Below are 12,196 nucleotides of genomic sequence, written 5' to 3'. Positions count from 1 at the left end.
GATGCCGTACCCGTTCGGGACGAAGAGGTCGCAGCCCAAACCCAGGTCGGCCCCTGACATCATTTTGCGACATCAACGGCGGTGAACGGCTATGAACTGACCTGGTACGAAGCGAACCCATGGCGGCGTTCGTCGTGGGGAACGTGCAGGTCAACGAGGCAAACCATCTGATTTACACCCGAGCGGTCGCAGGTTCGATCCCTGTCGCGCCCACCAGATATGCGTCATTCAAACCACGCACCGTAGAGGACCATCTACGGTGCGTGTTGTTTTCTTTACTATCTGTTACATTGTTCGCAGGGAACGATGCTCGTAGAACCACCGAGGGTGTGGTTCGTTCTGTCGTGGAGTCAGCAGTACTGCCATCGACGGCTTCAGCCGCTGGCATACATGCTTCCGCCTCTGCGGTAGCTGTGCTGCCTGTCAGCGGCCGTTGAACCGCCAGAAGTGACTTGAACGGCTCGTTCAGCTCGTAGCGCTCGACACTGCCATCCTCGCCAATCCACAGACTCTTGAAGAACCCGCGGTTGATCTGTCGCCGAATCTGGTTCGGTGCCCATGTGTACTGCGCTTCACATCTTGTTGCTGCCCGCAGTGACAGTGTCAGCGTCGACAGCACATCGGTCGTGGCCACCTGGGCAGCGCATAGCTGCCCGTCGGCCTCCGCGAGCTCACGCGTGAAGCGCTGCATCTCACTCGCAAGGAGATCCTGCGGCACAGCGCCCGCGTAGTGCGCTCGAAGTAGTACTTGGCGCTCTGCCTCGACTGATGCTCGGCGTGCCTTCGCTCGTTTCGTCGTTCGCTCAGCATCTTCGCGCTGAGCCTCCAGGCTCCACTCAACGCCGGCTTGGATCAGAGCTGCTGCCTCCGGCTTGACTTGGAAGCCCTCGTAGAACCGAAGAATCCCCTCTTCGATGCGCTCCACCCGTACAGCTGGTCGCTGGCAGTGATTCACTTTGGTCTTCTTCTTTGAGCACATGAAGTAGATGTACTTGCCGCCGTTGCCCTTGGCCTCTGAGTACACCAAGCGCCCGCCGCATGCAGAGCAGTAGATGGTGCTTCGGAGATAGTGGTTGTGCTTGCGGTCTTTCTCGCCTGTGTTGTTGTGGGCGGCTAGGATATCCTGCACTGCCAGCCACTTCTCTGGCTCGACGATAGCCTTGTGTCTGCCTTCGTAGTGAATACCTCGGTACGACACGATGCCGATGTAGTATGGGTTCTGCAGGATGTGGTAGATCGTTGTTAGAGAGATGGGTGCTGCTGGCTTAGTGCGGGTTGGGCGAGTGGTCAGTCCCTTTGCTTGTGCGGCAAGTGTCAGGTCGATTCCCGACCACTCGCCTGTGGCGTACTCGTCAAAGCACCAGCGGATGATATCCCAGCGCTCCTCATCCAGTTCGACCCACGAGCGTTCGATGCCTCCGCGCATCTCTCGTCGGTTTGTGTAGCCAATTGGCGCACGGTATGGAGTACCGCCCTCTTCTGCTTTGGCAATGAGGCCCTTCATGACCTCTTCGGCCAAGTTCGCTGAGTAGAACTGTGCGATCTCGGCCATGACGCCGTAAAGCAAGCGTCCACTCGGGCTATCGTCGATGTGCTCCATGCATGACACGAGCTTCACGCCGTACCTGCGCAGCAGCAGATTAATTGCCAAGTCATCTTCACGGTTGCGGGCGAGGCGATCGATCTTGTGGATAATGACGAAATCTGGCCGTAAGCGCTTTACATCTCGAAGCATGCGTTGGAGGTCATCACGTTTTGCTGAACGGGCAGATTCCCCGGCGTCTACGTATTCGTTCGCGACGGTGGCGCCAAGCTGCTCAGACTTCAGGTAGCAGGCGCTGCGCTGGGTAGGAATCGAGTAGCCCTCAGCGTTGCCTCCCCGCTGAGCTTGCTCCTTGGTGCTCACGCGCAGATAGATGAAGGCAATCGGCGCAGATCGCGTGCCTTCAGTTGCATGGCGTGGTTTTCGCTGTGATCGACTGCTGGCTGCTGCCAACCTCGGAGAAAGATCGCCAACTTCCTCGACGGATTCGGGGACCTGCTTGGCTCGAAGCTCCTCGATGACGTTGGCTCGCGCTTCCCTGCGGCGGGCAATGTTTGCCAGGCTTGCCACGGTCTTGGGTGAGCGCTCGGTCTCCTCTGCGTGGGAGGAGTGATCGATCAGTTCTGACTTTTCGTTCTCGCCGTTGATGCGCACATCATGCCTCCTTGTTGGTTGATCTATGGATGAGCCGAATAATTTCGGCGCGAGTCGTGAGTTCAACTTCCAGCTCGTCCAGCATGGCTGTGATCATGGCGAAAACTTCGCCGTGGCGAGTCAGCCTGCTGCAGTCCACGGTTATAAGATGGCTGATTTGTGGGTTCTTGTTGAGGTAATAGAAGAGTCCAATGAGAGCCTCGAATGTGGCCATTTGGCTGGAGCCCACGCCGATCACGGCAAACTCGTAAGTGATGTGCAGGGTCATGGCTTCGGCGTGCTGGCGGCACAACTCACGTTGAGCCTCGGCCGATTCCCGGTTGTTTGCTCGAATGAAGGACACTGCAAGGTGTTTTCGGGACGCTGGCAGCCTGGCGCGGGCGATCCTTGTGCGCGTTAAAATTGCCGTTTCTCTCATTGTTTTAATCCTTTCTTTCAGGATTTTCTCAGTACTCTCCCGATGTGCCAAGAGAGGAAATCCTGTCCTAATCTGTACGGCGTGTGCTGTGGAATTGACAGCCGTGTGTTTTAAGCAGGCGGTAGGTGGAGAAAATCTGCCACCTACCGCCTTCGAGTGAGGGCTTAGCCTTGCGGCTCCGCCTTCTTCGAGCGGCTCGCAGGCTTGCCGGGTGTGGCTTCGCCGCCGAACAGTCCTTCGATGGCGTCGCGCCGACTCTTCGCCTCACGCTCGATCTCTTCGAGTGCCGCCGCAGCCCTCGCGGCGAAGTCCGGCTCCGAACGCTTGGTCTGCACGTACAGCTCAACTGCGCGAAGCACGGCATCGCCCAAGTTCAGCTCGTCCAGCTGCGCCACAAGCGCGAACTGCGCGTGCAGTTCGCTCGGCAACTTGATGCCGAGCGTCTTCACGCCGTTCCTTCCGGTGGGATCCGTCATGACGCTGTTCCTCTCCTCGGTGTGGTGTGACCGCCCACGCCTGCCTGGTGCAAGGCGCGCGAGCGGCCACAGGCCACCGAGGAGCGATGGCCTGAGCTGGTGCTCATCTGAGAAATACGTGGAGCCGACCGTCGTGCCCCTGTACGGCATCCCATTGCTGCATGGCTTCGTGTGCGAACTTGGCGTAGTCGATCGCCACGTAGCTGCGAAGGTCAGGTTGCACGACCTCGTCAAGGTGTGACTCCCACTCAAGGTCACTGCCGACCTCGCGTGCCCATGCCTCCGGCGAGTCGTACGAGCCGACGAAGAAGTCGTTGAACTTCGCGAGCTCCTCGGCATCCCTGATGCCTGCAATCCCCGCCCATGCGGCGTACGCAGCGCCGTGCTCGCGGACGCCGCGGCCAAGCTGAGCGATGAGCTTCGGGTCGTTGAGGCCGTCGAGGTCGAGGCCCGCGAAGCTCTGCGTCGCGCTGACCTCCCACCGGGACGCGTCGACGGTCGGTGAACTCGCCAGCATGGCGACGACATCCGCGGCGATGCCTTCCGCGTCCTGCTCGGCTTCGATCCACAGCCCGTACTGGATGCCCCGCTCCCGGCTGTCGACGTCAACGGCGTACACCTGCGGCCGGTAACGGCGCTCACGTTCAGGCATGGCGTCGGCTGCCTTGGGCTCCGCGAACTCCACTGAGAGCGGCCTGCCGATGCTGTGCGCGTACTCGATGACCGCCTCGGCATCGTCCGGATTCATGCCGCTCTCGACAAGGTGTTCCAGTGTCGCCCGATCGCGCTTGCGCTCCCTTGAAGCGTCAGCGCGAGCCTGCTCGATTCTTGCCTGCACTTCCGGATCGTCGGTGCCGTAGCTGTTGACCTCTGGGCCCTGTCCGGCCTCCTTTCGTTGGTGTGGTTGCTTCTCCATAGCTTCTTTCCTCCTTTCGCTATGCATTGGTGTTCTCGGACGGTGTCACTTGCTTCGACGTTCGCCACTCCGCCAGCCGCCGCTCTGCCATCGCGGCGTAGTCCGGGTTCAGCTCGACCCCGAGCCAGTCGCGCTGATGTTGTTCGGCGGCAAGGGCGACGGTGCCTGCACCTAGAAACGGATCGAGCACTCGGCCGGGACGCCACGCCTCATGTGTGCAGCCCGCTCGGAGTGGCCCAACGGCGAGCCGGCGCCCGTTGATCACCTGTGTTGCCCTGCGCCACGGCGTAGCGCAGGTGGTGCAGATTCGCTCCGGGCAGGTGCTGAGCAACGGGCGGCGCACGAGGTCGAGCGGAAACGTCGCGAAGTGCGCACCCCGAAAGCTGGCGGTGCTGAAGTGCCAGACGTCACCTGGGTTTCGGCCTAGTGGGTGACTCTGCACGCCACGCGCCTTCATCTCGGCGAGCCCGCTGTTCAGATCGACACGTGGAGTTGTTCCGCCGCCAAGGTTCTGTGCGGCCGAGCGTGGTGGATAGCCAGGGCGTGCCAACTTGCTGGCTGTCATCGTGGTGACTGCTGGTTCGCGGATGGCGTCGAGGTCGAAGTGGTACCGCTCCTGCTTGGTTAACAGGTAGATGAACTCGTGGGTCGTGGTGAGGCGGTCACCAACGGAGGAGGGCATCGGGTTCTTCTTCGCCCACACCACCTGGTTGCGCAGCAGCCAACCCGCTCGGGTGAGCTGCACCGCAACCCGTTGTGGTGCAAGTAGAAGACTCTTCTTGGCGGCACCATCGCGTGGTGCGCGGGCGTAGGAGTCGCCGAGGTTGAGCCACAGTGCTCCGGAGGGCGCCAGCACGCGGCCGAGCTGGTTGCACACTGCGGCGATCTCGTCGGCCCAGTCGTCCACGGAGGACTCGCTGCCAATCTGATTTTCGTGGCCGTAATCGCGGAGGCTCCAGTACGGCGGACTCGTGATGATGCAGTCGGCCACTCCGTCAGGAAGCTCAGCTAGCCGAGTTCGGGCGTCTCCGACCAGCACGTGGTTGAGGGGGAGTTCGGGTATGGCGGTCATGACGCACCTCCTTCGGGTAGTGGCTGAGTGAGAAATGGAATGGCTTCTGTGGTGAGGCAAACCTCGAACAGCGCTTGTGCTTCTCCGGCCAGGCGCTTGAGTGCGCCGCGAATCGACCTGGCGCGGTGCACAGACGGTACGAGCCACCAGACCTTGGGATAGGCGCCGAGCTGTCGCTGCTCCAGCCCGCTTCGCCAGTGCGCGATGTACACCTCGCACTTGCGCACAATCGTCGGCAAGGACTCGGTGTCCATGTCCTGCTCGATGAACGCCAGCACCTCGAACTCGCCGATGCCAAGGCGAACGAAGGCATCGGGTTTAAGCACCACGGCTTGACCACCGATGCCACCGAAGCGGCGCCATGCCTCCGGCTCGCCGGTGAAGTCGATGAGTTCCGCGAGGTCCAGGCGGCTGGCCTCAACCAGCTGCACGTACAGCTCGCTGACTGCCAACACGTGTGACTGGAAGGCGGGTTTGGTTTCGATGACCCGGCGCCGGCGCCGAGGTTCAGCCGTCGAGTCGAGTGCGAGCACGGCGTGCCCCCAGCCACTGAGGCCGATGACGAAGCCCTCGCTTCCTGCCCTCATCCCACCGACCCGACGCGAGAGCCGCACGACGAGATCGAGTTCGGCGAGCCGCCCGATCGCACTGCGCGCCTTGCGTGCCTGCGTCGTCAGGTCGCCAACAGCGAAATGAAGTCTGCGGAGCTGCTTCCCGGTGAGCAGACGAAGCCGAGCAAGATCTCGAAGCATGCCGAGGTCGCGCTCGGAGAGCCGCTCACGGAGCCGGGCGGCTCGCCCGCGGCCGCTCACACGGCACCTCCGGCGGGGGCGAAGTGTCGGTGGCGTGAACTAGGTATCGCTGCTGGCCAGGTGGCTGCGTGCTTGATGCGATAGGTAGGGCGAGCGGTAGGAGGACGACGCATCATGAGGTCCTCCTACGTACGAAGCCAACACCTCCATCGGGGTTGCTTCCGCCGCCGTCCTGCCACCTCTGAATGAGGCGCGCGTCGATCTCCTCGGGTGCCACGCCGAATTGCTGCCGGATGGCCTGCCGTGCCGCCGAAGGATCCTCGGTTGGCTCGCTGAGTGGTGAGGTGCTGACGATGAAGGGGCGGCTCGTGGCGCCGTCGACGAGCACCTGCGCCGCTGCGTGGAAAGCTGGAAGGCGTAGGAGTTCCTCGGCGGTGGTGTCGCCGCCGAGCACGCGGGCAAGTTCCTTGGCGTCGGCTTCTGCAGGTCGATAGATCATGCGACTTCTAGCGTTCGCCAAAACATCAGCTCGGAGGCGAGGGGTCAGCTGCGGCAAGAGCTGGTGCACCAACGTGAAGCCGCTCTCAAGGGCACGGGCTGTGGCCAGCATGTCGCCAAAATCCATGCCATCAACGAAGTTCTGCCACTCGTCCACGATGACGGAGACCGGCCTACGCGAGTCCCGCGGCACCATCGACTGCCGCTGGATGGCTTCGCGGAGCTGTCGAAGCAGCAGCGCCCCGAGGAGCTTGGCGGTCTCCGGACCAACGGAGCCGGTGTTGAGGCTCACCAGAACAATGAGCTGTTCGTCCTTGAAGAGATCGTCGAGTCGGAGAGCTGGCGCGGCTTGCCCAAGCAGATGGCGAAGTGGTCCACGGGCTGTCCACGCCCGCGTCTTGTTGAGGATTGGCATGGCGACGCGGGAACGCTCCAACTCGCTGAGGCTGTCGAACCAGGCGGCCCAGGGCGCGATGGTCAGCGGGTCGCTCACCTTCGCGAGCACCTGGCGGCGGAAGCCGTCGTTGGTGAGGATGGCGGGGATGTCGGTGAGCGTGCCGTCCTCGAGGCGTGCAGCCATGATCAGGGTGTGCAGCAGAATGTCGCTGCTGCGTGGCCCGAGCGCTGTGCCGAACAGTTCGCGGAACAAGCCGAGCAAGGAGTCCGCCCGGCGTTCGGCGTCGGCCACGGGCCCGGCAAGCGGGTTGAATCCGATGACGGGTCCCGAGGCACCTGGCTCAACGAGGCGAACCTGCGGCCAGAGCTCCTTTGGCATGCGGGCCAGAACATCTGTCACGAGATCATCCTTGGGCTCTACTAGGAAGATCGAGCGACCGGCCTTGATGTCCTGAAGCACCCACCTGGCCAAGGTGGTGGACTTGCCGGCGCCCGTGGGTGCGATGAGGTGTATGTGCGAGGCGAGGCTCTTTGCTGGAACACGAACGGCTCTGTCTGCGGTCCGCGGGTGGGTGCTGGTGCCAACGACGCGCTCTGTTGTGAGCTCGGTGTCCTGGTCGCTCAACAGGAGTGAACGCGGTGGCGGCGCGAGTGCTGATTCCTGACCGTGGAGCTGTACCCCGTCGACGGGAAGGCCAACGAGGACGGCTAGCTCCGCAGCGTTCACCATGCCGTTCCAGCTGCGGGGCCGTCGAGCTGGCATGAACAGGCGTCTCGCGATGTTCTTCGACTGCCAGCTGTCGACCACACGGTTATTGGGGCCGGAGGCGAGTGCGAGTGCGCTGACAGCTGGTCCGATGAGCTGGGTAGCGCGATGAGTGGTGCTGGCCGCAGCGCCGACACGGCCGCGGATGCCGAACAGCGGTTCCGCGATCTTCGTGCGCCAGGCCGCCTGGTCACCGCTGGCGGCCTTCGGCGCAGGCTTGAGCCCGAGCGCTTGGAGCAACGTGAGACGTGCAGGTGGCATCGACCGTGCATGGCTCGGGCCGACTATCCATTGCAGCACAACGGATTCTTCCTGCCCAAGCCGTTGCCGAAGGCCGAGCAGTCCCGTCGTGACGGACGCCGCGGTGTCAAGGCGCAGCGGGTACGCCATGTTGGTCGGTCGCACTTCGCGAGCAGTAGTGGGCAGCTTCCGGGGCGAGTCCTGCATTGTCACCAACGCCAGGTTCGGAACCTGAGCCGCTAAATCGCCGGCGAAGTGGCGGCCGAGTTGCTCGTCGTAGCCAACGAGCCAACGAGCAGACTCCTTCGACAGCCACAACTCGAAGAGGACGACGGGCTGCAGGCCTGCAAGTCCGAAGTGGGGCCTCCCAGCAAGTGCGCGCACGAGGCTGGTAACGGCAGCCAAGGTGAGACCCTTGGGCGGAATCACTTCGCGCCAGATCAGTTCACTCATGGCTGGGCTCCTCGGCGGAAGCGCCATCAGGGCCGCGGCGCGGCGTGGCGCTCTTGGACACCTTCTCCTCCGCCAGCTGCAGGCGGGCGAGGGCGATGCATGCGCGGGCCAGCGTGAGAACGGCCGGCTGCACATGAGGACTTGCTGTAATTACTACATTGGGTTCTTCGGCTGACCCGGACATGACTTTGCCTCCTTTCGATAGCTCGAAACGAGGTGGGAGCACACGCCAGCAACACGCTCTGCGCTTGACGGAGCTGCGCAGTCTGTGTGTAAATGGAATGTAATCCTCGTTTTCGAGGGTTCTGATATGGACGTGGGCTCTGCGCCGCCGTGTGCGTCGTGGAGGTGTCCGCCAAGACTTTCCTCTACGAGTTGCCGCATGTGGCGCCCCGCAGTCCTGTTTCATTATCTGCTAGAAATTATCTGATTTGAACACAGTTTGCGTATTCGACAACACCGATCGGTGGTCTCTGACATCTGGAAGCGGTGCAGCCAAACGCGGTTCATGTACGGCCATGTCACGCCTACTTCCTGCGTGACCAGGTCCAACGGACTGCGGCGATCACTAGCCAGAGTGCCACGGCGAGCCCGATCCAAGGTGCGTAGCTATGCAGGTAGGTGGCCGTGATTTTCAGAACCACGCTTGCAGCGCAAAGGATAAGGAGGGGGCGGAGGACGTATCCGATAGGATCGGTGAACGGTGACTTCTTATCATTCATCTTCAGTACACCTGACGATCGCTCGGTACGGGGTAGCCGGGGATGGTGATGTCGGAGTCGATCTCGTTTCCCCACACCGCCCACGAGTGTGTGCTTGGTGGGCGCCTCCGCGCGAACATCTCAAGGTACGGGCCGTCCGAAATACGCTCGATTACGGCGTACTGCTCATCAGGCTTGCGTGAGTGTTCTTGCCTCGGCGCCTGGATCCACGATGGCTGGGCGCGAAAGTTCACCGGCGCGCGGCCGCGGGTGGCGAACAGGAGGTGTTCCGTGGCGCAGCGCAGGTAGTGCCCGAGTCCGAGCTGGAACTTCACCCACGTAAGCGGCGCCCTGACGGTGAAGCCCCATGCAGCTGCGACGTCATAGCCATCGCGAAGCGTCGAGTTCGTGCACCACAGCCAGAGGTGACTGTTGGGTTCGGCAAGCTCGGCCACCGGCATCGCCTTGATGCGCTCCAAGCTCAGGAGTGGGTAGTGCCGGTTTGCGCCGCGGTTTCCTCCTGGAGAACGTCCCATGGAGGATCCACCAGAACGGTGCGGAACTGCTGTGTGGAGCTGGTCGGCATGATGTGCTCGTTCACGGCTTCCTCCTTCCATCGGCCCGTGGAGGTTCCAGCGGGCAGCTGCTGCTGATTTCTCTTGCTGTGGCTGAACGTTGCGTTCATCAAGAAGGCTGTGCCGTGCCTCGGTGCGTCATGAGGCTGGAGAACAGCGCCCAGGCGACCGAACCTGGCGGGTCGCTCCGGTGAACTGGCGTGACCGTGATCGAGGCGTCGAACTGGTGCTCGCTGGCATCGCTGCCGAGCAGTACTGCGTGCACCTGGCCGGGAAACGCTGCGAACTCGGCGAGTACGCCGTCGACGTCGGAGTCGAGCAATGCGAAGTCGCTCAGGACGACCAGGGTGGCTTCGTGTTCCGGGTGCGCTTGTGCGAGCACAACCGCTCGGCGCAAGGCTGGCCCGAGCTCGCTTGACCCGAAGCCGTTGCCTGGCAACCGAAGCCCCTGTCGGAGTGCACGCACGGTATGCAAGGTGAGCGGCCGCGGGGCGACGTCGGCATCGCAGGGGGAATCGAAGTGCAGCACGGCTGCCAGTTCGCGCCGCGAGCCCCGCCTGGCAACGGTCCTAAAGGCGTGATCCATCTCGGCGTAGCGGTTGACGAGCGGATCGGTGCCTCCAGGGGCGGTGACCGACGCCGAGTCGTCGGCCACCGCGATCAGGAGGGTTGGCACCGAGGAAGGCCGGCCGGGGTCGCCAAGGTCGTAGCCCACTTTGGTGGCATGCGCTGCAGTTTCCCTGCCCAAGGACACTGTGCCAAGCAGGCGCGGAGCAAGGAGCGCCGAGGCGTGGAGTCGCTGTTCGGTGTTCATCGAGCGTCGCCTCGTCGCGCACGCCACCCGATGGCACCGTGGGATTCCCCTGGTGCAAAGCCATGTCCAAGCACCCCGGGGTTGTTGCGCTGCACGCGCCACCCGAGCGACTCGACTCTCTTGGCGGCGGCTTCGCCGCGGAGCTGGGCCTCGGTGTGGATGGACTTCGCGGTAGCTTCGTGCGCAGCCTTGTCGGTGAGCGCCTTGTGGTTTGCCAACGCGAGATAGCGCTTCTCTGAGATGGTGACGCGCTTGTCCATCGAGGAGAGCAGATCAGCCACGTCGTCCGCCGCCGAGTACGCCAGCAACCCTGATGCCAGCGCCGTGGCCGCAGCGAGCAAGCCGAAGGTCAGGCCGGAGATGTTGCCCTCGATGGCGGCCCTGAGCGCGAAGATGCCCACGGCCACGAGCGCCACCACCACAAGCGACAGAGCGCCGATGAGCTTCACGATCGACGTGCCGTCGGTGGAGATCGTGAAGAACCGCTGATACCGCCGTTCGTCTTCGCTTAGTGATTCAGGGTCGCGACGCCGGGCTTGGGCCATGCGCATGTCCTTCAGCTCGGCACCGACCAAGCCCGAGCAGGCCGCAGCCAAGCCGGAGGCGAGAGCTTGGAAGAATGCGATGATCGGGACGTCGCCGTTCACCACCGCGGCCGACCACACGCCGCCGGTGTCACCGAGTACGAGCGTGATCCAGGCGATCCAGTAGCGGAGCTTCGCACCAGGCTCCCGCCGCACGTACGGGGCGAGCACCTGCATGGCGTGCTGGCGATCGGCTTGCGCGGCAACAACTTCCTTGCCCGCTTCGGCGAGAACGAAGGTCGTTGCTACAGCAGGTGCCTCGAGTGCTGCAGCGGTGCTTGTGTGTGGTCGTGCTGAGTCCTCACCGCTTGCCGTCCACGCCGCTTCCTGTTCGTCGGCGAGTGCGGCGTATTCGATCTCGGCGTAGGTGGTGCCGAGCTGAGTGGGCCGGGTATGGGCGCCGACGTTGTTGAGGCGCGGCAGCGTGATCTGGTCGGCCTCGTCCGTCCAGGCGTCCACGGACTGCATCAGAGTCGAGGTGCGGGTGGTCGACAGCTTCATCGGCGTCAGCGGGTGGCGGTGGCGTAGTCGCTGACGGCCGTGCACGAGCTTGCCTCGGTGCGCTGGCACAGCTTGGTGTAGTAGCTGACCAGGCCTTCGACGACCGCGGACGGCGGCGCACCTTCAGCCACACGCCCCAGCCCCGCGACAACCACGGACGCTCCGGCAAGCTCCGGAACGGCCGGCTGTTCGGCCAGGCGTTCAGCTTCCTGCTTGCTCAGAGCTCGGGCGCCGAGATCCACCCCGACGTTCTGAAAACCGTCGGAGAGAACTGTCAGATCCAGGCGGTGGTTGCCGCCGAGCTGCAGCTTCCACTCGGCCGCCAGCCGGAGCTGCGCGGTGATGTCGGAGCCTGACTGTGGCAATGCCTGTACTGCCGGCGCGTAAGCGGAGCGCACCTTGTTCATGACGTCGGCGACCGCGTCCGGCACTCGCTTCAGGCGCGCGTTCTCCGTGGCACCGTCCATCTTGAGCGCGCTGTTGAAGAGCACCATGGTGGCCGCGCTCGAGACACTGAAAACCACCACTCGCAGGTAGCCCGAACACACAGCGGTGCGGCGGACGATGGCCTCGACGGCCGTCATGCGCTCGGCGGTGATGGCGTCCGAGTCGCTGGAGCCGGTGCCGTCAATCTGGATGAGCGACGCGGGCGGAGCCGCCGGGTCACAGGTCTTGAGCAGTTCCTGATTGGCGCCGAGTTCGCCGCGGGGCGACGACTCGGAAGCGCAGCTGGTCCCAAGTGCGGCGAGAGCAATAACGGCCGCTGCCGCGAGCATGCGGCGGGCGTGGGCGTTGCTCTTTGAAGACATGGTGATGTGTCCTTTCAGTTTGATGGTT

The 12,196-nt window shown here is 63.3% G+C and carries 12 protein-coding genes; all 12 read right to left on the bottom strand.

The genetic code is table 11. The features are described 5' to 3' along the window. Positions 1–172: 172 nt before the first annotated feature. The 12 genes from FXN61_RS00610 to FXN61_RS00555 all read right to left on the bottom strand — a co-directional run bounded on the left by FXN61_RS00610 (position 173) and on the right by FXN61_RS00555 (position 12,135). Entirely contained in the window at positions 173–2,197 is a 2,025-nt protein-coding gene (locus FXN61_RS00610; RefSeq protein WP_167969249.1) for a recombinase family protein, read from the bottom strand. A gap of 1 nt (position 2,198) precedes the next feature. After that, entirely contained in the window at positions 2,199–2,666 is a 468-nt protein-coding gene (locus tag FXN61_RS00605) for a recombinase family protein (protein ID WP_167969248.1), read from the bottom strand. A 113-nt stretch (positions 2,667–2,779) separates the two neighbouring features. Further along, positions 2,780–3,091: a hypothetical protein gene (locus FXN61_RS00600; RefSeq protein WP_167969247.1), complete on the bottom strand. Its 312-nt coding sequence runs from the start codon at positions 3,089–3,091 to the stop codon at positions 2,780–2,782. A gap of 103 nt (positions 3,092–3,194) precedes the next feature. Continuing rightward, positions 3,195–4,007 (bottom strand): antirestriction protein ArdA, encoded by an 813-nt coding sequence (locus tag FXN61_RS00595; protein ID WP_167969245.1) that lies wholly within the window; start codon positions 4,005–4,007, stop codon positions 3,195–3,197. Positions 4,008–4,026: 19 nt separating this feature from the next. Continuing rightward, entirely contained in the window at positions 4,027–4,998 is a 972-nt protein-coding gene (locus FXN61_RS00590; protein WP_312877461.1) for a DNA-methyltransferase, read from the bottom strand. 77 nt (positions 4,999–5,075) lie between these two features. Continuing rightward, positions 5,076–5,891, bottom strand: coding sequence for a replication-relaxation family protein (locus FXN61_RS00585; protein ID WP_167969243.1), 816 nt, complete (start codon positions 5,889–5,891; stop codon positions 5,076–5,078). A 112-nt stretch (positions 5,892–6,003) separates the two neighbouring features. Beyond that, entirely contained in the window at positions 6,004–8,184 is a 2,181-nt protein-coding gene (locus FXN61_RS00580) for a type IV secretory system conjugative DNA transfer family protein (RefSeq protein WP_167969242.1), read from the bottom strand. Next, on the bottom strand, positions 8,177–8,317 hold the full coding sequence (locus FXN61_RS00575; RefSeq protein WP_167969241.1) for a hypothetical protein: 141 nt from the start codon (positions 8,315–8,317) through the stop codon (positions 8,177–8,179). The genes FXN61_RS00580 and FXN61_RS00575 overlap by 8 nt, the downstream gene beginning before the upstream one ends. Before the next feature lie 591 nt (positions 8,318–8,908). Then, complete coding sequence (locus FXN61_RS00570; RefSeq protein ID WP_223165261.1) at positions 8,909–9,364, bottom strand: MT-A70 family methyltransferase; 456 nt, start codon at positions 9,362–9,364, stop codon at positions 8,909–8,911. Between the two features lie 205 nt (positions 9,365–9,569). Then, positions 9,570–10,274: a hypothetical protein gene (locus FXN61_RS00565; RefSeq protein ID WP_167969240.1), complete on the bottom strand. Its 705-nt coding sequence runs from the start codon at positions 10,272–10,274 to the stop codon at positions 9,570–9,572. Next, complete coding sequence (locus FXN61_RS00560; protein WP_167969239.1) at positions 10,271–11,428, bottom strand: hypothetical protein; 1,158 nt, start codon at positions 11,426–11,428, stop codon at positions 10,271–10,273. The genes FXN61_RS00565 and FXN61_RS00560 overlap by 4 nt, the downstream gene beginning before the upstream one ends. Then, a complete protein-coding gene (locus FXN61_RS00555) occupies positions 11,365–12,135 on the bottom strand; it encodes a hypothetical protein (RefSeq protein WP_167969238.1) in 771 nt (256 codons plus the stop codon). The genes FXN61_RS00560 and FXN61_RS00555 overlap by 64 nt, the downstream gene beginning before the upstream one ends. Positions 12,136–12,196 lie beyond the last annotated feature (61 nt).

It is taken from the genome of Lentzea indica, assembly GCF_012184385.1.
Classification (GTDB): Bacteria; Actinomycetota; Actinomycetes; order Mycobacteriales; family Pseudonocardiaceae; genus Lentzea; species Lentzea indica.
The sequence above is the reverse complement of the archived record's forward strand: the minus strand, read 5'-3'. Positions and strand labels throughout refer to the sequence as shown.